Origin of the sequence: Pseudomonas baetica (assembly GCF_019733355.1) — a bacterium.
Classification (GTDB): domain Bacteria; phylum Pseudomonadota; class Gammaproteobacteria; order Pseudomonadales; family Pseudomonadaceae; genus Aquipseudomonas; species Aquipseudomonas baetica_A.
In genome coordinates this window covers 58,732-83,521 of sequence record NZ_JAIHLQ010000010.1, presented here as the reverse complement: position 1 = coordinate 83,521, position 24,790 = coordinate 58,732, and the positions used below count along the sequence as shown (strand labels likewise).

Sequence of the window (24,790 nt, the reverse complement as noted above, 5' to 3'; positions counted from 1 at the left end):
CAGAACGGGCCTTGCCTGACCACTGTCGGCTCCTTGTCGGAGCACTGGACAAGGCTGGTAGGGCATGCTCTATTCTTGCCTTTGATTTGGGAAATTTCCTACAGCCCGGGTCGAATCTGATGAGGCGCTTCAGGATTAAAGCGTCTCCGCCAGCTCGCTAGCCTCCGCCGTTGTCACTTATCAAGGATGATATTCATGCGAAACGATTGTCCAACCAATAACAACGCGCCCATGCAGTCCGTCGACGTGCACCAATTGCTCGATGCCGAGCTGAGCAGACGTGGCCTTGGGCATTTCGAGGTTTATCAGTGTGGGCCGACGCTGGATGAAGCGGAAATCATCACCAATTATCCCGATGCGCTGGACCGCGGTGACTCTGCGGATGACTTCTACCAACGCGGTCAATTGCTGTCTTTGTCGAAGCGCCGCATAAAACCGTTTTTCTGGAGCGATGAAAACATCCTCGCGCCCGCAGCAGAAGCGGTCCCGGTGCCGGGGCCCTGTGCACCCGTCGGTGAGGGAGCCAGTTTTATTGTGCATGGCAATCGGGGTTTTTATTCCATCCTCAACCTGTGCAGCTTCGGCGAACACCAGCAGTTTCGCGAGAAAGTGCTGGCTAACAAAAGTGAGCTGCAGATGCTGCTGGTCTCGGTCTACGACGAGGCCTTGGAAAGCGACGTAGCCGTGCGCGCCCCAGTTTTACAGGAAACTGTACTCACGCCTCGGGAAACGGAGGTGTTGTCCTGGACCAGCCTGGGCAAGACCTATAACGAAATAGCGCTCTTGGTTTCAATAAGCCCGCGCACCGTCAAGTTCCATATGAAGAATATCTTCAGCAAGTTGGATGTCACCAACGGAAAGTCCGCAATTCGCAAAGCCTTGCAATTGGGCTACATCCGCGAACAGGCCTGATCAGCAGGCACTCCCATCTGCCAATGCCACGCCAGCCGGTGAATTTTCACCGGCTGGCGTGCGCGCGCGCGCGTGATTTGGCCCTACCTGTCTAAAAGGGCAGCTTGTTCGCGATCAAGCGGTGCTTTAGTTTTTTTGCAGCGGATGAGTCTAGCTCAGGCAAAAAAACAATAGCCGCAACATCTGAAAAAACCTTAGCCCAGCAATGAGCCTGGTGTTGCAGCGTGCCGCTTAATTATGGAGTGATTATGCTGGTCGATAAAAACAAAGAGCCTGTTGGCGAATACGCTGCGGGTATTTCCCGTGAAACCTTCGGAATGCTCAAGCATCTGTGCAAGAAGGATAACTATCACTGGGCCATAGCGCTGGGTAAGGACTACGCAGTCATCGTCTTTGCCATCTACCTGTCCCTGGGTGTCAGCTACTGGTTCTATCCGCTTTCGCTATTTCTGATCGGTACCACCCAACGTGCCCTGACGAACGTGCTACACGAGTCAACCCACAAGGTCTTGGCGAAAAATCGTGCGATCAACTGGTTCGCCGATACATTTCTCTCGGGCTACCTGGTTTTCCACCTGTATCAGTCCTACAGCACATCGCACATCAAGAACCATCATGTGCACTTGGGGCATCCGGAAAAAGACCCTGACTACAATTTTCATCTCAAATGCGGCCTATACGACTTGCAACAGAGCGAGCATGAGTTTTTCTTGAAAAACGTGGTGATGGCGCTTTCCGGCTACAGGACCCTTCAGTACATCAAGTACGTGGTCAAGGACCGGGTCCAGGGCCAGGACCCCCGCATCCGCAATGAACGCAGGATGATGTGGGCCTACTGGGCGGTGATTCTGGCGGTGGCCGTCTGGTTTGGCGTGGTTGCTGAACTGGTGCTGTTCTGGCTGGTACCGCTATTCACCACCGCCGTCGCCGTAGGCTGGATCATCGAACTCGCCGAGCATTATCCGCTGCCTGCCGTAGAGACCGACAAGCTCTTGCTGACCCGTAACCGTAAAGGCAACGTGCTGGAAAACTTCTTTTTTGGTCGCCATGACGATAACTATCACCTTGTGCACCACCTGCACCCGTCGATACCCCATTGGAATATGCGCAAGGCACATAAGCTGCTGATGTCACACCCTGAGTACGCTCGCTGGGACAACATGTGGGCCGGTATTTTTACTCGCGACCGGCATAGCCGCCATAAAGAGACCATGCTCAGTTACGCGGCCAAGTTCCGCGCCCACAAGATTGCCAATCAAGGCGACGATTCGAGTTTCGCACGTCGCATGCTCAACCAAACTTACGGGGTTTAATGCCATGAACACTACAGATAACAGCCTGCTGGCCACCCTGGCTCTGAAGAAACTGGCGGCAAACAAGAGCTATCGTGACTTGTTCCTGGCCAGCGAGACGCTGCGTGATTTTCTACGTCCTGCTGCCCTTCGCTACATCATTTCCGAAGACCGCCTGGAGATGCTCGACAAGCTGGCTGCCCTGCTGGGGAAAGGCTATCGCACGGGTGTCGAGTTTGTCGGCGAGGAAGCGACTACGTTGGCCGAAGTGACCACCGCAACCGATGAGTACCTGAAGCGGATCGACTTGATCGTGCAGCACCCCAAACTCGGTGAACCACCTCAACTGGGGTTCGACCTGTCCAACGTAGGCACTATCATTTCCAGGGAACTGGCGATCGAGAACTGCTCGAAGATCCTGACGCACGCGGCCGACAAGGATGTCGGTGTGATCATCAGCATGGAACGCTCTCAATGGACGGATTCGATCCTCGATATCTTCCTGCAACTGAGCAGGCGCTTTTCAAACGTGGGCATCACCCTGCAGGCGCAGTTGAACCGAACCCCGGATGATCTGGGGGCGATCCTGGAAACCGGCTGCAAAGTACGCTTGGTCAAAGGCGTCTATGCTGAGCCTGCGGCGATTGCTTTGCCCCGTGGCTCGGCGCTCAACGAACGTTACGTGGGGCTGCTGGACCGGATCAATGGAGGCCGCGGGCAGTTTGCGTTCGCGACCCAGGACCCTTTGCTGGTTGAAGAGATCCTCACCAGCCGCATCGCCGATCGAGGCGAGCTGGAGATGCTTCACGGCGTGCGTCCTGAACTGATCAAGGCGGTAAAAGACCAGGGCCAGGTCAAGACCCGGGTGTCGGCGGTTTATGGCACCAACTGGTACTTGCACCTACTGCACCGTGTGGCTGAGTTTCCGCAGAACATTTTCCTGGCGCTGGACGACGTGGCTTCTCCACGGACCTCTGAAACCGCCACTCAATACTGAAAAGGGACATTCTTATGAAGCAGTACGTTGCATTGGTGGATGTCTACTCAAGCGGTAATTTCCTGCCGCAGTATTTCCGGGATGCCGGCTTCAGCCTGATCCATGTACAGAGTACCCCCGAGTTGATGCCGAGCATGCTCGGGCCGAACCTGTCGGAGTTTGAGCAAAATTTGGCGCTCAACGACAACGCCGAAGAGATCGTGCGACGCTTGCGTGAATTCAACGTGGTTGCCGTCATTGCCGGCCAGGAGCCTGGCGTGCCATTTGCCGACTACTTGAGTGAACAGTTGCAATTGTCCACCTCCAACGGCAGCGCAGGCTCACGCGCTCGCCGCGACAAGTTTGAGATGATCAGCAAGGTCGCCGCCGCAGGCCTGTTAACGGCACGCCAGCTCAAATCGGCGGACCCCGCCGAACTGCTGGCCTGGGTAGAGTCCGGCCAAGTGTTTCCCTGCGTGATCAAACCGCTGAGCTCGGCTTCGACCGACGGGGTTTCGATCTGCCACAACGCCGAAGACGTCAAGCGTGCTTGTGAGGAAGTGGTGTCCAACCTGGATATCTTCGGCCTGGCCAATACCGAGATTCTTTGCCAGTCCTACCTCAAAGGCCCGGAGTACATCGTCGATACCGTCAGCCGTGATGGGCAGGCCTACGTCTGTGGGATCTGGCGCTACGTGAAGCGCGAAATCAGCGGCGGTAAGAATATCTACGACCGCGACGTGCTGATTGCCTCGGACAGTGCCGAGGCTAACGTGCTGGTGGACTATATCGTGCAGGTGCTCAAAGCGTTGGGTATCAATAACGGTCCGGCCCATTCGGAAGTGATCCTCACCGAAGCCGGCCCCGCGCTGGTGGAAGTCGGTGCTCGCTTGAACGGCAACATGGAACCCAAATTCCATGACATCAGCCTGGGCGGCAACCAGGCACAGCTTACTTACCTCGCGTACTGCGACGGTGAGGCGTTCAAGGCAAACTACGCTGGCAAGCGCTACCACAAGCTCAAGGAAGCCTGCGTCATCAACACCGACACCACGCTGCAAGGTGAGGTTACCGGCTTCAATGAAGAGGCCATCCAGCTGATCGAGGGGTTGCCCTCTGTGCATAAGCTGAGCGTCAAATACAAGGCCGGCAAACTGATGAAAAGGACCGTGGACCTGCTCAGCAGCCCGCTACGGGTGTTCCTGGTATCGGAGAGCCAGCGCGATATCGACCAGGATTACGAGCAGATCCGTCAGTACAAAGACAACGTCTATGTGATCCGCTGAATATGGGCACTTATCGCGCGTTACGCGGGCTCAACGCTCGCTTGCAGTTGCTGTTCCTGATCACCCTGGTGTTCCGCATGGGCACCATGGCGTTCCCTTTCTATGCGGCGTACCTGATTCATCAGCACGCCGTATCGGCGGGCACCGCAGGCTTGCTGGTGGGCGTCTATGGCGCAGGGGCGTTGTTTGTGGACTTGATCATCGGCGGAGTGATCAAGCGGTATTCCGCCAATCGGGTGATCCTCGGTTCGTTGCTGCTCAACGCGCTGCTGCTGTTAATCATTCCGTCGGTGGATAACCCCGCGGTGCTGTTTGTGCTGTCGTTTCTGTGGGGCGCCTGTTATGAGGCATTCACCCCCGCGACGTTCTCCGAAACAGTCAGCCATAGCAGTAGTGAGTCGCGCAAAGTGGCGTTCTCTTGCAACCGCCTGGCGATCAATATCGGCATGGCGATCGGGCCACTGCTGGGCAGCCTGATTTTCCTGAGTAACGCCGACGCGGTGTTCTACATCAACGCGGCGTTGTCCCTGGTGGCCTTCGTTGCCTGCCTGCGTTTCGGGCGTGCGGTGCCGGCGACGGAAGGGGCTGCGGTCGTCAGCAAGGGCAATGGTTTGCCGGAGAGCGCATTGCACGAGCGCTCGCGCTTGCTGGTAATTTTGCTGGCGGCATTGCCGGTGCACATCGCCTATGCGCTGCCGCCGACTTTTCTGTCGGCCTACATCATCAACTACACCGAATTGCCGGCGTACTACGTGGGTATCATCTTTTTCATCAATGCACTGTTGGTGATTCTATTCGAAGTGCCGATCAACCAGCGGATGTCGCACCTGTCGAGCAGCCGGTCGCTGGTGGCCGGTTTCCTGGTGGCGGGCGTGGGGTTCTTCCTGATGGGCTTCAGCCATATCGGTGTGTTGTTACTGGTGGCTACGGTGCTCTGGAGCCTGGGGGAGATGATCGTGTTTCCCGGCATCACCCACTACGTCAGCAGTATCTCAAGCCGTCACACCGTGGATCGCAACCTCGGCTATTACTCGGCGGGAGTCAATATCGGCGTGATGATTACGCCGTCGCTGGCGTTCATGCTGGTGTCACAGCCATCCCTGCCATCGCCGTGGCTGCTGGCGGGTACGGTATTGGTGCTGTTCGCGGTGGCGGTGGGGGTAATGAAAGGATCGACTGTTTTGTGGAACAAGGAAGCGTGAAATGAATGTGGTGCATTTGAACACTGCTGGTGCGGGCCTGATGTCTTCGGCCACTCTGAATGCGATCCAGCGTTTTACCGCCATTGAAGCGCAAATGGGTAGCTATGAAACCGAGCTGGCCTACGAAGAGTTGCTCAACGTCGACCTGTACCGGGTGGCGGCCGGGTTGTTGAACGCACAGCCTTCGCAGATTGGCTTTTTCAGCAGTGCCACCGAAGCTTGGACCAGCATCCTCAGCAAACTGCATTTTCCCCGAGGTAAGCGGGTGTGGGTATCGACCTCGGAGTACGCGGCAAACCTGATCTTTTTCAACTACCTCAAGCTATCGCGCGAAATTCGTGTCGAAGTGATCCCGACCACGGCCACCAGTCCGCTGGACCTGGAATGGGTGCAGCGTCATTTGGATGATGATGTGTTTCTAGTCAGCGTGTCGCACTTGCCCTCGTGCTGTGGGGTAATCAATCCAGTAGAAGCGCTGGGTGCGCTGCTCAAGGGTTCGAACGCGCTGTATGTGGTGGATGGGTGCCAGTCATTGGGGCAGTTGCCGCTGGATGTGCGTGAAATCCGCTGTGATCTATTGACGGGCGCGGGCCGCAAGTTTCTCTGCGGGCCCCGTGGCAGTGGGATTGCCTACGTGTCGCCCCGCCTATTTGGCCAGTTGCAGCTGAATTTTGCCGATTTGCACGCCGCCAGCACGGATGGCCAGGTCAACCGGGTGGAAATGTCCGGCGCGCGGGTGCTGGAGATCGCTGAAAAGAGCTTTTCGGCGCTGGTGGGGTTGCACACAGCGTTGCAGGAGTACGTGCAGGTGGGCGGCGGGCAGATGAGCACGGAGCCCTATGCGCTGTTGGTGCAGGAGTTGCGGCGTCTGCCGAAGTTAACGCTTATGTGTGACCAGTTCGAACAGACCGGGATTGCCTCTTTCGTGCCGCACAACATGCCGGCCCAGGCATTTGTCCGCCAGGCCCGCGAGCTGGGGCTCAACCTATGGGCGGGCACCGCCGCCCATACCCCTTTGCTGCTCAAGGACTTGGGCGTCACGCACTTCGTGCGTGCCTCAGTGAGCCGGCACATCACCCTCGCCCAGATTGAACAGGCTCTGGTGATCCTGCGGAGTCTTTAGCTGCGGCCACTCACTGCGCGGCGATGGTGTAGCCGTCAAAGGCGCTTTGCTGATGCCGCGCGGTCACGATGCTCTTGCGCGTGACCCGCTGCTCTGCGCCACTGTTGCCCGAACCACCACGGTACGACCCACGCCGCGCAATGCGTTGAGCGAGAGCGAACGACAAGCGATCCTGACGCTGTGCAACAGCCCTGCTTACGCTCATCTACCGCGAGCTGCTGAGACAAAATTTAGGCTTTGATAAAGGACGCTACGTAGCGGCTGATCGAAGAGCCTTTGCGCAGAAGGCAATGGCCATTGTAAAGCAGGCCGATCTTTCGGTTATTCGCGAGCATTCAATCAAAACCTATCTAAACAAGTTGCCTCGTTCAAGAGAGAGGGATGAGTTTTTACTGGCACCAGATAGACCAAAAGAGGCCCACGAGCGCTGGTCGGTTTGGTTCGACAGCCAGATCAAAGTGCGTCCGTTTGATGTGACGATATCTGAACCCGCTCAAGAGGGGCCACGTCGCCAAACGATCGGGTGGCAGTTGTACGCGGGTTAACCGGAGCAAAAGGAACCCGGCAGACCCGAAGATCTCCCACGCACAACCGCCATAACTCGATGAGGCGGTACATCTTGCCGCCATCAGATGGTAGTCGTGCGCCTTAAGCTTTCCAGGTCGCCAAACCCGGTGCTGAACATTCAGCATCGGGTGAGCTTAGGAACCGGGGCTTTTCGACGCAATCGGACGGCGGTCACTCAGGTTGTAGGACGTTGCCGAGATGATTGAAGGGCTGAAGATCAAAAGATCGCAGCTTTCGACAGCTCCTACAGGTGAATCTGAAGGTCGTGCCGACCTTCAATCGCGAGCAGGCTCGCTCCTACAGTGAATTGCGGGCTTATTCGGCGGGCGGTGTCAGCTTCGCTTCCATCTCGGCCACCTTCGCTTCGAGGCTCTCGAGGCGAGCGCGAGTGCGGGCCAGCACCACCATCTGACTATCAAACTCTTCACGGCTGACCAGATCGAGTTTGCTGAAGGCACTTTGCAACAGCATCTTGAACTGGCTTTCGATTTCGGCTTTCGGCAGCGGGGTGTCGCCGCTGAACAGGCGGGAGGCGGTGCCGCTCAGGGCGTCGAGGAAGTCTTTGGGCGCGAGCATGGTGAATGTCCTGAAAACAATGGCCGGCAGTGTATCACGCAGTGTCTATAGTCAATCTCGCAGGTAGGGATGCACGCTTTTCGCGCAAGGGGATAGATGGCGACGCACTGTTATTGTGCGTATCCGCATGGCCTTTTGCACGAAGGTGCTTGCGACAGCGGCCAAGCGATTGAAATCAGTGGGTTTTGGCGAGATGGCAAGGTTTCTGCTTAGTGACCTGTGACCCATGCACTGATGCAGTCGCTGTGACGAATGCAGTGCGGCAGGCGGAGCGGGGAGTTTCGTCAGCAGCGGTTAGCTGGCGTCAGTCGGGCAGGTAAGGCCGACGATGCGTTACAAAGCCAGGCACTGCGCTTAGACTTGAGTCGGGTTTGTTTTCCTGGGGCAAGTCCACCAATTCGGGAGAAAGTTTCATGAAGCTAGTCACTGCCATCATCAAGCCGTTCAAGTTGGACGACGTGCGCGAGTCGCTGTCCGAAATCGGCGTGCAGGGCATTACCGTTACTGAAGTCAAAGGCTTCGGCCGGCAGAAGGGTCACACCGAGCTGTATCGCGGCGCGGAATATGTGGTCGATTTTCTGCCCAAGGTGAAAATCGACGTGGCCATCGACGACAAGGATCTGGATCGCGTTATCGAGGCGATAACCAAGGCGGCCAACACCGGCAAGATAGGTGACGGCAAGATCTTCGTGGTCAATCTGGAACAGGCGATTCGTATCCGTACCGGCGAAACCGATACCGACGCGATTTAAGCCGCCACAAACCCCAACGCCCCAGGAGAAAACAATATGACTCTGCGTAAATTCGCAGGGCTAGGAGCCCTGTTGTCCATCGTAATGCCAAGCCTTGCAATGGCGGCAGACGAAGTGGCGGCCCCAGTCCTCAATTCCGGCGACACTGCCTGGATGCTCACCTCGACAGCCCTCGTGCTGTTCATGACCATCCCGGGCCTGGCGCTGTTCTACGGCGGCATGGTTCGCTCCAAAAACATTCTTTCCGTGATGATGCAGTGCTTCGCCATTACCGGTCTGATCAGCATCCTGTGGGTCATTTATGGCTACAGCATTGCGTTCGACACCACCGGCATGGAGCAGGGCGTCGTCAACTTCAACTCGTTCTTCGGCGGCATGGGCAAAGCGTTCCTCGCAGGCGTTACGCCTGACAGCCTGACCGGCCCGGCCGCGCTGTTCCCTGAGGCGGTGTTCATCACCTTCCAGATGACCTTCGCAATCATCACCCCAGCGCTGATCGTCGGTGCGTTCGCCGAGCGGATGAAGTTCTCCGCGATGCTGATCTTCATGGGCGTGTGGTTCACCCTCGTTTATGCGCCGATCGCACACATGGTCTGGTCCGGTAACGGCGGCCTGCTGTGGGACTGGGGTGTGCTCGACTTCGCTGGCGGCACCGTTGTGCACATCAACGCCGGTATCGCAGGTCTTGTGGCGTGCCTGGTGCTGGGCAAGCGCAAAGGCTTCCCGACCACTCCGATGGCTCCGCACAACCTCGGTTACACCCTGATGGGCGCGGCGATGCTGTGGTTCGGCTGGTTCGGCTTCAACGCTGGTTCCGCTGCGGCGGCCAACGGCACCGCCGGTATGGCGATGCTGGTCACTCAGATCGCTACTGCGGCGGCGGCGCTGGGCTGGATGTTCGCCGAGTGGATCACCCACGGCAAACCTAGCGCATTGGGCATTGCCTCGGGTGTGGTGGCCGGTCTGGTTGCGATCACTCCGGCTGCCGGCACCGTGGGCCCGATGGGCGCACTGGTCATTGGTCTGGCGGCGGGTGTGGTGTGCTTCTTCTGCGCCACCACTCTGAAACGCAAACTCGGTTATGACGACTCCCTGGATGCGTTCGGCGTACACGGTATCGGCGGTATTCTCGGCGCGATCCTCACCGGTGTGTTCGCTGCACCGTCGCTGGGTGGCTTCGGCACCGTCACCGACATCGCCGCTCAAGTATGGATTCAGTGCAAAGGCGTCGGCTTCACGGTGATCTACACCGCGATCGTCACTTACATCATCCTCAAGGTACTGGACGCCGTGATGGGTCTGCGTGTGACCGACGAAGAAGAGTCGGTGGGCCTGGATCTGGCACAACACAACGAACGCGGCTACAACCTGTAAGTACGCGCACTAAAAAACTTGCCCGGTTCGCCGGGCATTTTTTTGTCTGGGATTTGTCATTGAAGGACAAGCTGAAAGGATTTTTCGTACGGCTTTTGTCGTGTTTATGAAGGGTGTTTTTCTGCGGGCAATGGCTTACACCATTGCAGGAATATTAGGGCCTTTGTTTTTTCCCAGAGCGCGCTAGAATGCGCCCCGAACGTGCGGAGAACTGTATGTGGCAGCAGACTCTGATAACCCTGCGGGCGCGACCCCGGGGCTTTCATCTGGTAACGGACGAGTTGATCAATGGCCTGCCTGAACTCAAGGCGTGCCGGGTCGGTCTTTTGCATCTGTGGCTGCAACATACCTCGGCGTCGTTGACCATCAACGAGAACGCCGATCCGGCGGTCCGTCGCGACTTCGAACGATTTTTCAATCGTCTGATCCCACAAGGAACAGACGGCTATGAGCATAACGACGAAGGCCTGGACGACCTCCCGGCGCACTTCAAGGCCAGCGTGTTGGGTTGCCAGATCAGTCTGCCGGTTTCGGCAGGTCGACTGGCACTGGGCACCTGGCAAGGCGTTTATCTGGGCGAGCACCGTGATCATGGCGGTGCCCGTAAAGTCCTTGCCACCTTGCACGGTGAAGGGGCATAGCCGCTGATCAGCAGCGGTGAATGATTTTTTAACGGCGACTTTCGACAGTTGCCAAAGCTGGTCTATAACTAATCTGCTTTTCGCAAGTCATGAGGTAGAACATGAGCGACGATGATCTGGAAAACGACGACCTCGAAGTAGGCGACGAAGACGAGGCCGAGGAAGGCCTGGAAGCAGCAGCGGAAGACGTTGCTGACGACGATGGCGGTGACGATGCGCCGGCCCCGGCTGCCAAAGGCAAAGCCAAGGCTGCGGTGTCGGTTGACGAGTTGCCGAGCATTGAAGCCAAGAACAAGGAGCGCGACGCCCTGGCCAAGGCCATGGAAGAGTTCCTGTCGCGCGGCGGAAAAGTGCAGGAAGTGGAGGCCAATGTGGTCGCCGATCCGCCGAAGAAGCCGGACAACAAGTACGGTAGCCGCCCTATCTGAGGCGTGCCGCTTGCTTGCTGAAAAAGCCCGCCGTCGCTGCGGGCTTTTTCATGCCTGGATTAAAGTTTTTGGGTGCGCCGCTATCCCTGGTGGTAGCGGGCTTGCTCGCGAATGCGGTGTGTCATTCAACTGATATGTCGACTGACACGACCTCTTCGCGAGCAAGCCCGCTCCCACAGGGGGTGTGTCAATTTGAGGAAGCATTCCAGCGTGCCAGCACCGCCGGCAAATCAGTCAGGCTGCGAATTTCGGCATCCGGCAGGCGATCCGCCTCCCAGACTTTGCCCGTTGGGTTGAACCATACCGCGCGTAATCCCGCTTGCTGCGCCCCGGCGATGTCGTCGCCTGGATGATCGCCAATGTGTACGGCCATATCAGCGCTCACGCCACCGCGCTGCAAGGCTTCGTGAAACAGCCGCGCATCCGGTTTGGCAATGCCGATGTCCTCGGCGCACAGCGCGAACTTGAAATAATCCGCCAGCCCTAAACGACGCACATCGGCATTGCCATTGGTGACCACGCCGAGGGCGTAATGGTTGGCGAGAATCTCCAGCACCGGCTCGACCTCGGGAAACACTTCGATCTGATGCCGCGCATGCAGAAACACTTCAAAACTCTTGTCCGCCAGATCCGAGGCTTCGCCGTGGGCGTATCCCGCTTCTTCCAGGGCATGGAACAGCACCCGCCGACGCAGCGCGCTGATGCGGTGTTTGAGGCCCGGTTCATTGGCCAGCACCCGCTCGCGGATCGACCACAAGTGTTCCACCGGCAGCGCGCCCAGATTCGGTGCGTGTTCGCTCAACCATTCGCGTAATACTGCTTCGGCGCTGACGATCACCGGGGCGGTGTCCCACAGGGTGTCGTCGAGGTCGAAGGTGATCAACTGAATGCTCATGAATCATCGCCTTTCATGCGTTTGGCCCGTGGATGGGCACTGTCGTAGACCGCCGCCAGGTGCTGGAAGTCCAGATGGGTGTAGATCTGCGTGGTCTTGATGTCCGAGTGGCCGAGCAGTTCCTGCACCGCGCGCAGATCCTGCGAGGATTCCAGCAAGTGGCTGGCGAAGGAGTGCCGCAGCATGTGCGGATGCAGGTTCTGCCCCAGTTCGCGCTCGCCGGCGAGTTTGACCCGCACCTGAATCGCTCGCGGGCCAAGGCGCCGGCCTTGCTGGCTGACAAAGACCGCGTCGTCCGCCGGGTGGGTCATGGCGCGCAGCGGCAGCCAGTGTTCGAGGGCTTCACGGGCCTTTTTACCGACCGGTAGCAGCCGCGTTTTGCTGCCCTTGCCGAGCACTTGCACCATGCCGTCGGCGAGGTCGAGTTGATCGAGATTGAGCCCGGTCAGCTCGGAAAGGCGCAGACCGGAGGAATAGAACAACTCCAGAATCGCCTGATCACGCCGCGCTAGAAAATCATCCTCGACCGCACCTTCAAGCAGTTGCAGTGCGCGGTCGGTGTCGAGGGTTTTCGGCAGGCGGCGTTCGCCTTTCGGCGGCGCCAGCCCGGTGGCCGGATCGTGGTCGCATAGACCTTCGCGATTGAGATAGTGATAGAGCCCACGCACTGCCGACAACAAGCGGGCGAGACTGCGCGAAGACTGGCCCTGTGAATGCAGGCGAGCGACCAGGCTGCGCAGACGCTGGATGTCCAGCGCGGCCCAACTGCCGATGTTCTGCTTGATGCACCAGCCGAGGACTTTATCGAGGTCGCGGCGGTAGGCCGACAGCGTGTGCGGCGACACCTGCCGCTCACTGCGCAGATGTTCGCAGTAAGCGTCCAGTTGTCGTTCCATGTTCAGCGTACCGAGCGCAGGGAGCTGTTGACCCGTGGCAGCACGCGGCCCATGACTTCGGCGATGTAGCTTAAGAACAGCGTGCCGACCGAACTCTTGTAATGTTGCGGGTCGCGGCTGGCGATGGCCAGAATCCCGTGGATACCTTGATGGCTGACGGCGACCACGGCGGTGGAGCCGATCTGCTTGCGCTGTTCTTCGCCAAACAGGAAGTCCAGCTCATGCTCACGCAGGGTGCCGCTGACACTTTTGCCTTCGGTGAGCAGGCCTCCGATGGCGGTTTGTGCATCGGCGTGGCTGACCCAGCGGCCGACCGGGGCCGGGTTGTCGCCAAGCAGGATGAGGCTGACAAAAGGCACCTGAAAGTCCTGGCGCAGGCTGTCTTCGACGCAGATGACCACGTCTTCGAGGCTACTGGCGTCCATCAGGGCGAGGATCAGGCGACGGGTCTTGTCGAACAGGCGATCGTTGTCGCGGGCGACGTCCATCAGTTGCGAAAGGCGATGACGCATCTCGATGTTGCGGTCGCGCAGAATGGTCATCTGGCGTTCGACCAGCGACACGGTGTCACCGCGCTGGTGGGGAATGCGCATCGCCGGCAGCAGTTCTTGGTGTTCGACGAAGAAGTCCGGATGAGCCTCAAGGTATGCGGCAACCGCTGCCGCCTCCAGGCTCTCGGACGCTGATTCGTCGGACTGTCGGGCGGGTACCTGAGGCTTATCGGTCATGGCTTCTGCTCACTCAAAGACGCACTTGTCCTTCGTATACACGTACTGCCGGACCGGTCATCAGCACCGGTTGGCCAGGGCCTGCCCATTCAATGGACAGACGCCCGCCGGGCAAGTCGATCAACAGCGGCGAATCCATCCACCCCTGACTGATTGCAGCAACCGCCGCGGCACAAGCGCCGGTGCCGCAGGCCTGGGTTTCCCCGGCGCCACGTTCCCAGACGCGCAACTGTGCGCGGTGGCGGTCGATGACCTGGAGGAAGCCGACATTGACCCGCGCCGGGAAGCGCGGGTGGTGTTCGATTTTCGGCCCCAGTTCATGCACCGGTGCATTGTTGATGTCCTGCACACGCAGCACGGCGTGTGGGTTGCCCATCGACACGGCGGCCAGTTCAACCGTGGTGCCGTCGACTTCCAGCTGATAGCTGCAAGCCTGCGCCGGGGCTTCGAACGGAATGTCCGCCGGCACCAGACGCGGAGCGCCCATGTTCACACCGATCTGGCCGTCGTTACGCACGTCCAGTTCGATGATGCCGCCCTTGGTCTCGACGCGGATCTGGCGTTTGGCGGTCAGACGCTTGTCGAGCACGAAGCGTGCAAAGCAGCGCGCACCGTTGCCGCACTGCTCAACTTCGGAGCCATCGGAATTGAAGATCCGGTAGCGGAAATCCACGTCCGGATTGCTCGGCGCTTCGACGATCAGCAACTGGTCGAAACCGATGCCGGTATGCCGGTCGCCCCATTGCTTGGCGTGCTTGGGCTGAATGTGCGCGTGCTGGCTGACCAGGTCGAGAACCATGAAGTCATTGCCCAGGCCGTGCATTTTGGTAAAACGCAGCAGCATGGGTTACTCCGGCAGCAGGCTTTCGCCGGCAAACAGCTCGGCCACGGTTTCGCGGCGGCGCACTTCAAATACCTTGTCACCGTCCACCAGCACCTCGGCGGCACGGCCACGGGTGTTGTAGTTGGAGCTCATCACGAAGCCGTAGGCCCCCGCCGAATGCACGGCCAGCAAGTCGCCTTCTTCCAGCGCGAGCTCACGGTCCTTGGCGAGGAAGTCGCCGGTTTCGCAGATCGGGCCGACGATGTCGTACTTGCGCGCGGCCGTGTCGCGTGGTTTGACGGCGGTGACGTCCATCCAGGCCTGATACAGCGCCGGGCGGATCAGGTCGTTCATGGCCGCGTCGACGATGGCGAAGTCTTTGTGTTCGGTGTGCTTGAGGTATTCGACCTGCGTCAGCAGCACGCCAGCGTTGGCGACGATGAAGCGGCCCGGCTCGAACACCAGCGCCAGATCACGACCGTCCAGACGCTCGCGCACGGCTTTGATGTAGTCAGCGGCCAATGGCGGCTCTTCATCGCGATAACGCACACCCAAACCACCACCGAGATCGATGTGGCGCAGGTGAATGCCGCAATCGCCGAGACGGTCGACCAGAGCCAGCAAGCGATCGAGCGCGTCGATGAAGGGCGGCAGCGTCGTCAGTTGCGAGCCGATGTGGCAATCGACACCGATCACTTCCAGGTTCGGCAGGTGCGCGGCGCGCACGTACACGTCTTCGGCGTCGGCAATGGCGATGCCGAACTTGTTCTCTTTGAGACCGGTGGAAATGTACGGGTGGGTGCCGGCGTCGACATCCGGGTTCACACGCAACGAAACCGGTGCGCGAACGCCCAGCTCGGCGGCCACCACTTGCAGGCGTTCGAGTTCGTCAGTGGATTCGACGTTGAAGCAGTGCACGCCGACTTCCAGCGCACGACGCATGTCGTCACGGGTTTTGCCAACGCCGGAGAATACGATCTTGTCGGCGCTGCCGCCAGCGGCGAGTACGCGTTCCAGTTCCCCACGCGAAACGATGTCGAAACCGGCGCCGAGACGGGCCAGGACATTCAGAACGCCGAGGTTGGAGTTGGCTTTGACGGCAAAGCAGACCAGGTGCGGCATGCCGGCCAGCGCATCGGCGAAGGCCAGATACTGGGCTTCGATGTGTGCGCGCGAATAAACGTAGGTGGGCGTGCCGAAACGGTCGGCGATGGCGGACAGCGCCACACCTTCCGCGAACAGCTCCCCGCCACGGTAGTTAAAAGCGTCCATGGCGATCCCTTATTGGTAAACGTCGTGCTTGTGTGCTTTGGACGGCTGCTTTTGCGAAGACTGGGCTTGCTCGGCCGGGTCCTGATCGTCATCCGGCAGGTACAGCGGGCCTTTTTGACCGCAGGCCGAGACAAGGCAGGCAACCGCGACGAGCGCAGCAAGGGAAGAGATCAGGCGCTTCATGGCGAAATCCTTGAAAATGCGTTAATTGCGCCGGAGTATACCGGCCACCCGGCAGCTTGCCTATGCGACGGGGTTCCCGTCCGGCGGGGGTCCACGGATACGCATCATCCCCTGTGGGAGCGAGCCTGCTCGCGAAGGGGCCGGCAAGTTCAACAGGCTCGTTGCCTGGAACACCGCTTTCGCGAGCAGGCTCGCTCCCACAGGGGCAGTGTTGGAGGCGCAGGCAGGTGCTTGGTCGTTAATCTTTGCAATCGGCCGGCGGCGTCCGTATCTTTCGGCGCTTGAGCCTGATCAGACATTTTTTGAGGTTGCCGCAATGAGTTTGTCCGAAGCCCGTTTCCACGATCTGGTCGATGAAACCCAGGAAAAACTGGAAGACATCTTTGATGAAAGTGACCTGGATATCGATCTGGAAAGTTCGGCCGGCGTGCTGACCGTCAAGTTCGAAAACGGCTCGCAGCTGATCTTCAGCCGTCAGGAGCCGCTGCGACAGCTATGGTTGGCGGCCGTGTCCGGTGGTTTCCACTTTGACTACGACGAAGAAAGCGAACGCTGGATGTGCGACAAGAGCGAAGAACAACTGGGCGAAATGCTCGAGCGCATCGTCAAGCAGCAGGCCGGTGCTGAATTCGACTTCGAAGGTCTGTGATTCCGTGACTGACACCGCTCCCGTTCGTCCGCCCAAGCCGCTCTACAGCAACATCAGCCCGGCGGTGCCTTCGCCGTGTAGCGGGGTGTGCCGGCTGGACGAGCAAAAGGTCTGCCTCGGCTGTTTCCGGCATGTCGAAGATATTCGCGAGTGGCGTTCGGCAGACGATGAGCGGCGGCGGGTGATGTGCGCGCAGGCACAGCAACGCCGCGCCACAAGGGCGTGACTTGTATATTTTTTGAGCTGTGATAGTGTCCGAACACGCCTCAACCCATCGAGGCCTGATGAAAACCCCGTCTTTTTTTGGCGGGGTTTTGCTTTTTTTGTGTGCAGAAGAAAGGAGTCTGCTCGGATCATGACCGCACCTTCCATCACCCTTACTCGTCTGGACGTGCAACGTCTGGAGCGCCTGATCGACAGCCTGGACGACACGCTGCCGGGCGTTATCGCGCTGCAAACCGAACTGGATCGCGCCGATACTCTGGTCAGTCACGAAGAAGTGCCTGCCGATGTCGTCACGATGAACTCCCGCGTGCATTGCCGCGAAGAAAGCAGCGGCAAGGATTATCACCTGACGTTGGTCTATCCCAAGGATGCCAACGCCGATGAAGGCAAGATCTCGATTCTGGCACCGGTTGGCAGTGCGCTGCTGGGCCTGAAGGTCGGTCAGCACATCGACTGGCCGGCACCCGGTGGCAAGACCCTGAAACTGACCTTGCTGGAAGTCGAATCGCAGCCGGCCAATGGCGGCGATTTCCGCGAATAAGCCTGCCTCAGACCTGTTCGAGCGCCTCGTTCAGGGCGCGCTCCAGATCCGCCTTGTAGCGTAGATACAGATTGCTTGAACTTTGCCCATCACCGAGCAGGCCCGACAGGTCCAGGTCGGTGATGTAGCAGCGATAGCGCTCGGTCTCGCGGCGCTGTTCGACGATTTCCCGGGCGACCACGCTGAACAGTTGGTCGCCATGTTCCAGCTCGCTGAATTCCCGTTGATTGCAATACAGCGTGACCTGCACTTGCCCCGGTGCGGCTTTGCCGACAATCGCCTGCACGTCGTAGAACGGTTTGTTGACCGGTGTCTGCGGTGCTGGCCGCGCTTCGACCCGCCGCGCCCGTCCCGGGCCAGACGGCAATAACTGGTAATACAAAGTCTCGAAGCTGGCAGCGGAGCCGGCATCCATCGGCAGCACCGCTTCACGCCGGAACTGGATCGATTGCAGGAATCGTTGCAGCGGCACCAGCAGACTCTGTTCGTCGTGATACGGCAAATGTTGTTGCCACAATGCGTTGAACTCATCCAGCACGTACAACTCGGCCTGTTGCTCGGTGATCCGGTAGAACACCTGAATGCACTCGGGCTGACCCATCGGCAGGATCAGCGCCAGGTCATGTTCCTCGAGCGCCATCGGGTCCAGATGCAACGGACTGTAGCTCGGCTGTTCTTCGCCGAGGTAGTCGAGCAAGGCGGGCAGGGTGGCGAGGGCGACATGGTTGACCTGGCCGGGCACCAACTCCAGAACGTGATAGTGCTGCTGCACCTGAATCAGGTAGCGGTGATTCAACTCGCTGAGCAACAGATGCTGTGCCGTGTCGACGATTTCTTCAACACGGCGGGCGATGAACTGCGCGCGGTTGTGGCAGAAACAACGCACCTTCAGCGACGGTTGCATCGGCCCGCGAGGCAGGTTGTTGAGGTAGTCGCGCAGGCAATCAAGCAACGCATGAGGGCCGTCGAAGCGGTTGACCAGCACTTCGTTCCAGCTATTGAGCGTGACCTGGTCGAGGGTCAGCACGAGGTTTTCGCGTACTCCGGCGTAGCTCAGCGAGTCGGTGCGCTCGGTGGTCATCACGATGTTCAGGTCACGGTGATGCTTGAGCGGGTCGACGCCGACATTGACCAGAACCAGCACCTCGCTGGGCACGGCGGCGCGCAGCAAGGGCTCTTCCGCCACCGTGGGCAAGGGTAGGGCGATGCTCTGTTGCAGGCTGCCGAGCAGGTTGAACAGTTCGAACTCGCTGAGGTCGCTGGTGCCCGGGTGCAGGGCCAGTCGGGTACTGCTGTCAATCACGCCGTTGCGGTGGCACCAGGTCAGCAGTTCGAGTAGTTGGCGACTGCGCTTGATCGGCGCGAAGTGCTCCCACTCAAGTGCCGTGAGGCTGCCGTTGTACAACCCCCACTGGGGTTGCCCTGGCTCTTTTTTGTTCGGCGACTGCACCAGCGTCAGGGTGTCTTCGGCAAGGTCGGGGGCGATGCCGGGGTTGATGAACTCGACTTTGTCGGCCTTGCGCTCGAAGGCTGCATACAAACGACGACCGAGAACGTTGAGATCACGTTTGTTGATCAGGCTGACAGTCTGTTCGGTGCGGGCGAACTGGGTCAGGAAGCGATAGCTGTAATTCAGTGCGTTGACCAGCGCCCGGCGTTCGGCGCTGACCTGGCGGACTTTCCACTGGCTACGGCTATCGAGCAGCGCCAGTTGCCGTTGATCCCAATGCCACTCGCTGGCCAGACGTTCGAGCAAGGCGCGCTGCCAACTCTGAGTGCGGCTATTGCCGGTGAGTTTGCGGTTGACCTTCAAGTACAGCGCTCGGCGCACCAGTTCCAGGCGCTCCGGCTCGTCGCGGGCGGTAAGGTACTCCTCGATGCGCCGATACACGACCATGTACGGGTCCAGTTCATCCAGGTCCAGCCGGTTGGCGAACACCGCTTGCTTGAAGCGCAGGCTCAGGCAATGCACCTTTGGGTGTTCGCTGGCGTAGACCTCGGTCAGCAGCAGTTTGAGCACCGACTTGTAGGGTGACTCGATACCCTTGAACAGTTGCCACAATCCGGCGCCGATGAACTCACCCGGCGGAATTGTCGCCAGATGTCCGAGGTCGAGGGTCTCGTCGGCGCGGATGAAGCGCTTGGAAATCAGCGTGTGAGTGTAAGTGTCGTAGGCTGTTTCTTGGTAAACCGGCACCAGCCACCAGATTGGCGTGCGCCCGGCCAGCCAGATCGCGGTGCGATAGAACTCGTCCAGCAGCAGATAGTGCTGAGTGGTGCCGCAGTCTTCGGAACTGAGCTGGGTGTCGCGCTCGCCTTTGACGAAGCGGACCGGATCGATCAGAAAGAAGTGCGCCTCGGCGCCCAGAGTGGCCGCCCAGGTTTCCAGCAACTGACATTTTTTGCGCAACTCGGCGAGTTCGCTTTCGTTCAGGTCCGGCGCGTGGCACACCCACACGTCCATATCGCTCTGATCGGCCTGGGCCAGCGTGCCGAGGCTGCCCATCAGGAACAGTCCGTGAATCGGGCGCGGTGGATTACTGCCGTGGCGCGGCTTGTAGGAGAACGATCGGGTCAGGCGTTGGGCTTCGGCGAGGGCGTTGGCGTCTGGCTCGTAATTGGACAGGCCCGCCGGCGTGCTGCCTGAAACGTAGCCCGGCAGCAGCGGATGATTGACATGAAAGAACAGCGGCAACAGCGTCAGCACGCTTTGCTGGCGCGTCGACAGACCTTCCAGTGCGCGGCCCAGGCGACCTTCATTGAGTTTGAGAAAACGCGCACGCAGTTGGCTGAGGACCTTGCGGTCAATTCCCTCGTCCAGGTCGGGGCGGATTTCGTGGGTGCGCGTCATGTCAGCTCAAACCGGCTCGCGGGCTCGGACGTAAAGGGTCTCGGAATGTGAGGCAGTTTAGCCTTTGCGCAGAGGGACTTTTAAGCTGAATTTGTTTTTTGACGTCAGATTTATATCGCGAGGTGACGGCTGGCGAACGGATGAGCCCGCGGAAATCCCGTGGCAGGAGTTCCCGTGGGCAAAGTCGGGGAGGGTCAGGCGGTTTCTTGCTCTCTCAGAATCGTCAGCACGGTTTGCACGTTTTGCGCAGCATCGCGACCCAGACTGGTCAGATACCCGCCATCAGGCTGGTCGGTCAGTTCTTTTTCGAAGAGGCGTTTGGCAGCGGCGATGTGTTTCGGGGCAGCGGTCTGATGAATTTTCAGACCTTCCTGGGAACTGTCCAGGTTGAAGAGTGCGAGGACTTCCAGTTCGGCAACCAGCTCAGGGGTAAGCGACATAAGGACTCCAGACTTTCTAGGAATTGGACGACAGCGCCCCTAAGGTGAACCTGCCGGCGCGGACTGTCCAGTGTGCGCGTCAGGGTTTTTGTCTGGGGGCGAATTCCAGTGTAGTCAGGGGCTGGCAGAAGGCCGGATGGAGGGGTGACAAATTGTGTGGGAGCGAGCCTGCTCGCGAATGCGGCGCGTCAGGCGCCGCATATTTCGAATGTTCGGCCTTTTCGCGAGCAGGCCCCCACAGGGCAAGCGGCGATTATTGCTTTTCGGGTGGCAACTCAGGCAGCGCACGCAACGCGGTCTCATACCATTCGGTATTGAAGGCACGGTCGTCATCGAGCATGGCGTCGATTTCGTAGGCCAGAACGTGGGCCATCAAGTTGAGGATATCCTCACGCTCGTAACCCACCAGGGTCAGCTTGTTGAAGGTTGCCTTGGCCGCTGGCGGGTTGTCGCTTTCGATCTGGTTTTCGATGGCGTCGATCAGAGTGGTCTCGGTGAACTCTTCTTCGTCGTCATTATTGATGTCTGTCGGCTCGCTCATGGCAGGCTCCTCAAGGAAAGTCGCCAGTTTACCCGCATTCAGTGGCGTGATGCTGCTGGCGGGAATCGCGTATGCGATCTATAAACAGGCACTGCCCACCCCGCACGGCCTGGAGGCTATGTGATGTTCAAGCTCTATGGATTCTCTGTCAGCAACTACTACAACATGGTCAAGCTGGCGTTGATGGAAAAAGGCCTGCCGTTCGAAGAGGTCACGTTTTACCCCGCGCAGACCCCGGACTCGCTGGCGATCAGCCCGCGCGGCAAAGTGCCGGTGCTGGGCGTCGACGGAGGGTTTATCAATGAAACAGCGATCATTCTCGAATACCTCGAACAGACGCACAAAGGCACGCCGCTGCTGCCGAGCGCTCCGTTCGAGCGCGCGCAGGTGCTAGCGATTGCCAAGGAAATCGAGCTGTACATCGAACTGCCGGGACGCGCCTGTTATGGCGAAGCCTTCTTTGGCATGACGCTGCCGGAGGCTATCAAGGAAAAGACCAGGACCGAGTTGCTGCTGGGTTTTGCGGCGCTGGGCCGACACGGCAAATTCGCCCCGTATGTGGCCGGCGACAGCCTGAGCATCGCGGATCTGTACTTCCTCTACAGCGTGCCGTTGGCCTGCGCAGTAGGGCAGAAGTTGTTCGGTATTGATTTGCTGGCAGAGATGCCGCAGGCGAAAGCGCTACTGGAGCGGCTTGAGCAGAATCCGCATGTACAGAAGATTGCGGCCGACAAAGAAGCCGCCATGCCGACGTTTTTGGCGATGATCGCTGCTAAGAAGTAGGGTTTGTAGCGTTTTAAAGTCACTTTCGCGAGCAAGCCCGCTCCCGCACAGACACTTTGGTGAACACCATAAGTTCCTTGTGGGAGCGGGCTTGCTCGCGAAGCTTTTGGCTTTTTAGCGGCTGGCGATCAGTGCCTGTCCGCGTACAACCGCTGCCTTGACCTGCGCTGGCGCAGTGCCGCCGATGTGGTCACGGGCATTCACCGAGCCTTCCAGGGTCAGCACGGCAAACACGTCCTGCTCGATCTGATCGCTGAACTGACGCAGTTCTTCCAGGCTCATCTCGGCCAGATCCTTGCCGGTGTCGACGCCGTACTTCACGGCGTGGCCGACGATTTCGTGGCAATCACGGAACGGCAGGCCACGGCGTACGAGGTAGTCGGCCAGGTCGGTCGCGGTGGAGAAACCGCGCAGCGCCGCTTCACGCATGATCGCGTGTTTCGGCTTGATCGCCGGGATCATGTCGGCGAACGCACGCAGCGAATCTCGCAGCGTGTCGGCGGCGTCGAACAGCGGCTCTTTGTCTTCCTGATTGTCCTTGTTGTAGGCCAGTGGTTGGCCTTTCATCAAGGTCAGCAAGCCCATCAGCGCACCGAACACACGGCCAGTCTTGCCGCGCACCAACTCTGGCACGTCGGGGTTTTTCTTTTGCGGCATGATCGAACTGCCGGTGCAGAAACGATCCGGCAAATCGATGAACTGGAATTGCGCGCTGGTCCACAGCACCAGCTCTTCGGAGAAACGCGACAGGTGCATCATCGCGATGCTCGCGGCCGAACAGAATTCGATGGCGAAATCACGATCGGATACGTTGTCCAGCGAGTTGCCGCCCACGGCGTCGAAGCCCAACAGTTGCGCGGTGTATTCGCGATCGATCGGGTAGGTGGTGCCAGCGAGTGCGGCGCTGCCCAGGGGCATGCGGTTGGTGCGCTTGCGGCAGTCGACCAGACGTTCGTAGTCGCGGCTGAGCATTTCGAACCAGGCCAGCATGTGGTGCCCGAAGGTCACTGGCTGTGCGGTCTGCAAATGGGTGAAGCCCGGCATGATGCTCGCGGCTTCGCGCTCGGCTTGCTCCAGCAGGCCTTTTTGCAGACGCGTGATTTCGGCGAGGATCAGGTCGATCTCGTCACGCAGCCACAGGCGGATGTCGGTGGCGACCTGGTCGTTGCGGCTGCGCCCGGTGTGCAGTTTTTTGCCGGTGACGCCAATGCGGTCGGTCAGGCGTGCTTCGATGTTCATGTGCACGTCTTCGAGGTCGATGCGCCAGTCGAACTGGCCGGCTTCGATTTCGCCCTGAATGGTCTTCAGGCCGTCGATGATGCTGTCGCGCTCGGCATCTGTCAGCACACCGACCTTGGCCAGCATGGTGGCGTGGGCGATCGAACCCATGATGTCGTGGCGATACAGGCGCTGGTCGAAAGTGACGGAGGCGGTGAAGCGGGCGACGAAGGCGTCGACGGGTTCACTGAAGCGGCCGCCCCAGGACTGATTGGTCTTGTCAGTGCTCATGAATTCGCTCGTATCGGCTTGAAGAAAAAAGGCGTGAAACGCTGTCGCGGATAATAACAGGGTTGCCATTGCTGTCGCTGACACTGGTCGATACGTTTTTTTCTCATCTGCTCGTCCATAGTCGACGCGGTCGCCGGGGGATTTGCGCAAGGATATTTTCCGATTGAGCAATATCGGCCCGACGAGCGTCTACAGTTGGACATAAGGGTCGGCGCGAGTGCAGATCGCGAAAGGGTCTGGCCGCCGACTAATAAGAAGAGGGGTGGGTGTATTGTCCTTGGACAAACGGCGTGAAAAACGCGGGAAACAGCGGGCTTTGAGCAGTACGACCCGGACACTGGCAAATATTGCTGGCCGACGTACGGCACTTTTTGGTGCTCGGACTAGTCTTAGCGTGGATCGCGGTGACGGACGTCACTCCACCTGTCTACGCTATCCTTGTGCGAGACTCACGCAGGAATCCAGCGCAATATGAATGTCCTGATCGTTGATGACGAACCACTGGCTCGCGAGCGCCTCAGCCGAATGGTGAGCGAGCTTGAGGGTTATACAGTCCTGGAGCCCAGCGCCACGAATGGCGAAGAGGCGTTGGCACTGATCGACAGCCACAAACCGGATATCGTGCTGATCGATATCCGCATGCCGGGCCTGGACGGCCTGCAGGTCGCTGCCCGTTTGTGCGAACGAGAAACGCCGCCGGCCGTGGTGTTTTGCACCAGTCCCGATGAATTTGCCGTGGAAGCCCTGCAGGCCAGCGCCGTGGGCTATGTGGTGAAACCTGTGCGAACCGAACACTTGCATGACGCCCTGAAACGGGCAGAACGTCCCAACCGGGCGCAACTCTCGGCCCTGACCCGTCCCGCAGCCGAAAGTGGCAACGGCCCGCGCAGTCACATCAGCGCTCGCACCCGCAAAGGCATCGAACTGATCCCGCTGGATCAGGTGGTCTATTTCATCGCCGACCACAAATACGTGACCTTGCGCCACGAGTCTGGCGAAGTGCTGCTGGACGAACCGCTCAAAGCCCTTGAAGACGAATTCGGTGAACGCTTTGTGCGCATCCACCGTAACGCATTGGTTGCCCGTGACCGAATAGAACGTCTGCAACGCACGCCGCTGGGGCATTTTCAGCTCTTTCTGAAAGGGCTCAATGGCGACGCGCTGATTGTCAGCCGCCGGCATGTGGCGGGTGTGCGCAAAATGATGCAGGGCCTGTAACCTGGCCTTTCCGGGTGGTTCACATTTCTCTTTACCGGGCATCGCAGGCCAGGGAGGCCGCGCCGTTTCTGATTCAAGTCAAAGTGGATTTGACTGAGCTGTTATTA

At 59.2% G+C, this 24,790-nt stretch carries 28 protein-coding genes and 1 pseudogene; 17 read left to right on the top strand and 12 right to left on the bottom strand.

The genetic code is table 11. The annotated features are described in order from the left end of the window. The first annotated feature begins 195 nt into the window (after positions 1-195). From K5E40_RS11625 to K5E40_RS11600, 6 genes are all read left to right on the top strand, one after another. Positions 196-912 carry a LuxR family transcriptional regulator gene (locus K5E40_RS11625; RefSeq protein ID WP_221730850.1) on the top strand — a complete coding sequence of 239 codons (717 nt, stop codon included), beginning with the start codon at positions 196-198 and terminating at the stop codon, positions 910-912. A 248-nt stretch (positions 913-1,160) separates the two neighbouring features. Next, the gene (locus K5E40_RS11620; protein WP_221730849.1) at positions 1,161-2,225 is read left to right on the top strand and encodes a fatty acid desaturase family protein; all 1,065 of its coding nucleotides are present in this window, start codon (positions 1,161-1,163) and stop codon (positions 2,223-2,225) included. A 4-nt stretch (positions 2,226-2,229) separates the two neighbouring features. Further along, a complete protein-coding gene (locus tag K5E40_RS11615) occupies positions 2,230-3,201 on the top strand; it encodes a proline dehydrogenase family protein (RefSeq protein WP_221730848.1) in 972 nt (323 codons plus the stop codon). Between the two features lie 14 nt (positions 3,202-3,215). Beyond that, positions 3,216-4,466, top strand: coding sequence for an ATP-grasp domain-containing protein (locus K5E40_RS11610; protein WP_221730847.1), 1,251 nt, complete (start codon positions 3,216-3,218; stop codon positions 4,464-4,466). Positions 4,467-4,468: 2 nt separating this feature from the next. Beyond that, positions 4,469-5,668, top strand: coding sequence for an MFS transporter (locus K5E40_RS11605; protein ID WP_221730846.1), 1,200 nt, complete (start codon positions 4,469-4,471; stop codon positions 5,666-5,668). A 1-nt stretch (position 5,669) separates the two neighbouring features. Then, entirely contained in the window at positions 5,670-6,791 is a 1,122-nt protein-coding gene (locus K5E40_RS11600; protein WP_221730845.1) for an aminotransferase class V-fold PLP-dependent enzyme, read from the top strand. A gap of 10 nt (positions 6,792-6,801) precedes the next feature. Here the strand turns inward: K5E40_RS11600 and K5E40_RS35605 are convergent, their stop codons facing one another. Beyond that, entirely contained in the window at positions 6,802-6,996 is a 195-nt protein-coding gene (locus K5E40_RS35605; protein WP_221730930.1) for a hypothetical protein, read from the bottom strand. A gap of 85 nt (positions 6,997-7,081) precedes the next feature. On the opposite strand from K5E40_RS35605, the gene K5E40_RS11590 reads away from it, so the two are divergent. After that, a complete protein-coding gene (locus K5E40_RS11590; RefSeq protein ID WP_221730844.1) occupies positions 7,082-7,336 on the top strand; it encodes a hypothetical protein in 255 nt (84 codons plus the stop codon). 337 nt (positions 7,337-7,673) lie between these two features. Here the strand turns inward: K5E40_RS11590 and K5E40_RS11585 are convergent, their stop codons facing one another. After that, positions 7,674-7,934: an accessory factor UbiK family protein gene (locus K5E40_RS11585; protein ID WP_007920416.1), complete on the bottom strand. Its 261-nt coding sequence runs from the start codon at positions 7,932-7,934 to the stop codon at positions 7,674-7,676. Positions 7,935-8,347: 413 nt separating this feature from the next. Here K5E40_RS11585 and glnK point away from each other — a divergent pair, with 413 nt between their 5' ends. The 4 genes from glnK (at position 8,348) to sutA (ending at position 11,129) form a co-directional block, all read left to right on the top strand. Further along, positions 8,348-8,686: a P-II family nitrogen regulator gene (gene glnK / locus K5E40_RS11580; protein WP_002555808.1), complete on the top strand. Its 339-nt coding sequence runs from the start codon at positions 8,348-8,350 to the stop codon at positions 8,684-8,686. A gap of 36 nt (positions 8,687-8,722) precedes the next feature. Next, a complete protein-coding gene (locus tag K5E40_RS11575) occupies positions 8,723-10,060 on the top strand; it encodes an ammonium transporter (RefSeq protein WP_221730843.1) in 1,338 nt (445 codons plus the stop codon). Between the two features lie 215 nt (positions 10,061-10,275). Then, entirely contained in the window at positions 10,276-10,701 is a 426-nt protein-coding gene (locus tag K5E40_RS11570) for a secondary thiamine-phosphate synthase enzyme YjbQ (RefSeq protein ID WP_221730842.1), read from the top strand. A gap of 101 nt (positions 10,702-10,802) precedes the next feature. After that, complete coding sequence (sutA, locus tag K5E40_RS11565) at positions 10,803-11,129, top strand: transcriptional regulator SutA (protein ID WP_116028492.1); 327 nt, start codon at positions 10,803-10,805, stop codon at positions 11,127-11,129. A gap of 187 nt (positions 11,130-11,316) precedes the next feature. Here sutA and K5E40_RS11560 read toward each other — a convergent pair whose 3' ends face one another. From K5E40_RS11560 to lptM, 6 genes are read right to left on the bottom strand one after another with little or no spacing between them, the layout of a single operon-like run. Beyond that, positions 11,317-12,024, bottom strand: coding sequence for an HAD family hydrolase (locus tag K5E40_RS11560; protein ID WP_221730841.1), 708 nt, complete (start codon positions 12,022-12,024; stop codon positions 11,317-11,319). Beyond that, the gene (xerC, locus tag K5E40_RS11555; protein ID WP_221730840.1) at positions 12,021-12,920 is read right to left on the bottom strand and encodes a tyrosine recombinase XerC; all 900 of its coding nucleotides are present in this window, start codon (positions 12,918-12,920) and stop codon (positions 12,021-12,023) included. Before xerC ends, K5E40_RS11560 begins: the two co-directional genes overlap by 4 nt. Before the next feature lie 2 nt (positions 12,921-12,922). Next, complete coding sequence (locus K5E40_RS11550; protein WP_221730839.1) at positions 12,923-13,648, bottom strand: DUF484 family protein; 726 nt, start codon at positions 13,646-13,648, stop codon at positions 12,923-12,925. Between the two features lie 13 nt (positions 13,649-13,661). After that, on the bottom strand, positions 13,662-14,492 hold the full coding sequence (gene dapF, locus K5E40_RS11545; protein WP_221730838.1) for a diaminopimelate epimerase: 831 nt from the start codon (positions 14,490-14,492) through the stop codon (positions 13,662-13,664). A 3-nt stretch (positions 14,493-14,495) separates the two neighbouring features. Further along, positions 14,496-15,743 carry a diaminopimelate decarboxylase gene (gene lysA, locus K5E40_RS11540; RefSeq protein ID WP_221730837.1) on the bottom strand — a complete coding sequence of 416 codons (1,248 nt, stop codon included), beginning with the start codon at positions 15,741-15,743 and terminating at the stop codon, positions 14,496-14,498. Positions 15,744-15,752: 9 nt separating this feature from the next. Continuing rightward, entirely contained in the window at positions 15,753-15,926 is a 174-nt protein-coding gene (gene lptM / locus K5E40_RS11535) for an LPS translocon maturation chaperone LptM (protein WP_007911098.1), read from the bottom strand. Positions 15,927-16,242: 316 nt separating this feature from the next. Here lptM and cyaY point away from each other — a divergent pair, with 316 nt between their 5' ends. From cyaY to rnk, 3 genes are all read left to right on the top strand, one after another. Beyond that, positions 16,243-16,575, top strand: coding sequence for an iron donor protein CyaY (gene cyaY, locus K5E40_RS11530; protein WP_077575013.1), 333 nt, complete (start codon positions 16,243-16,245; stop codon positions 16,573-16,575). Between the two features lie 4 nt (positions 16,576-16,579). Then, positions 16,580-16,801 carry a DUF1289 domain-containing protein gene (locus K5E40_RS11525; protein WP_221730836.1) on the top strand — a complete coding sequence of 74 codons (222 nt, stop codon included), beginning with the start codon at positions 16,580-16,582 and terminating at the stop codon, positions 16,799-16,801. A 129-nt stretch (positions 16,802-16,930) separates the two neighbouring features. Further along, entirely contained in the window at positions 16,931-17,341 is a 411-nt protein-coding gene (gene rnk / locus K5E40_RS11520) for a nucleoside diphosphate kinase regulator (protein ID WP_221730835.1), read from the top strand. A 7-nt stretch (positions 17,342-17,348) separates the two neighbouring features. Here the strand turns inward: rnk and K5E40_RS11515 are convergent, their stop codons facing one another. The 3 genes from K5E40_RS11515 to K5E40_RS11505 form a co-directional block, all read right to left on the bottom strand. After that, positions 17,349-20,192: a class I adenylate cyclase gene (locus K5E40_RS11515; protein ID WP_221730834.1), complete on the bottom strand. Its 2,844-nt coding sequence runs from the start codon at positions 20,190-20,192 to the stop codon at positions 17,349-17,351. Between the two features lie 194 nt (positions 20,193-20,386). Next, positions 20,387-20,632 (bottom strand): TIGR02647 family protein, encoded by a 246-nt coding sequence (locus K5E40_RS11510; protein WP_003229392.1) that lies wholly within the window; start codon positions 20,630-20,632, stop codon positions 20,387-20,389. Between the two features lie 253 nt (positions 20,633-20,885). Further along, positions 20,886-21,173 carry a hypothetical protein gene (locus K5E40_RS11505; RefSeq protein WP_221730833.1) on the bottom strand — a complete coding sequence of 96 codons (288 nt, stop codon included), beginning with the start codon at positions 21,171-21,173 and terminating at the stop codon, positions 20,886-20,888. A gap of 123 nt (positions 21,174-21,296) precedes the next feature. On the opposite strand from K5E40_RS11505, the gene K5E40_RS11500 reads away from it, so the two are divergent. Beyond that, complete coding sequence (locus tag K5E40_RS11500) at positions 21,297-21,956, top strand: glutathione S-transferase family protein (protein WP_221730832.1); 660 nt, start codon at positions 21,297-21,299, stop codon at positions 21,954-21,956. Between the two features lie 114 nt (positions 21,957-22,070). Here K5E40_RS11500 and argH read toward each other — a convergent pair whose 3' ends face one another. Then, the gene (argH, locus tag K5E40_RS11495) at positions 22,071-23,465 is read right to left on the bottom strand and encodes an argininosuccinate lyase (protein ID WP_007911110.1); all 1,395 of its coding nucleotides are present in this window, start codon (positions 23,463-23,465) and stop codon (positions 22,071-22,073) included. A gap of 334 nt (positions 23,466-23,799) precedes the next feature. Here argH and K5E40_RS35600 point away from each other — a divergent pair. Beyond that, positions 23,800-23,940: pseudogene (locus K5E40_RS35600) on the top strand (sensor histidine kinase); the annotation flags it as partial. Beyond that, positions 23,937-24,683: a LytTR family DNA-binding domain-containing protein gene (locus tag K5E40_RS11490; RefSeq protein ID WP_221730831.1), complete on the top strand. Its 747-nt coding sequence runs from the start codon at positions 23,937-23,939 to the stop codon at positions 24,681-24,683. The pseudogene K5E40_RS35600 and the gene K5E40_RS11490, both read left to right, overlap by 4 nt. Positions 24,684-24,790 lie beyond the last annotated feature (107 nt).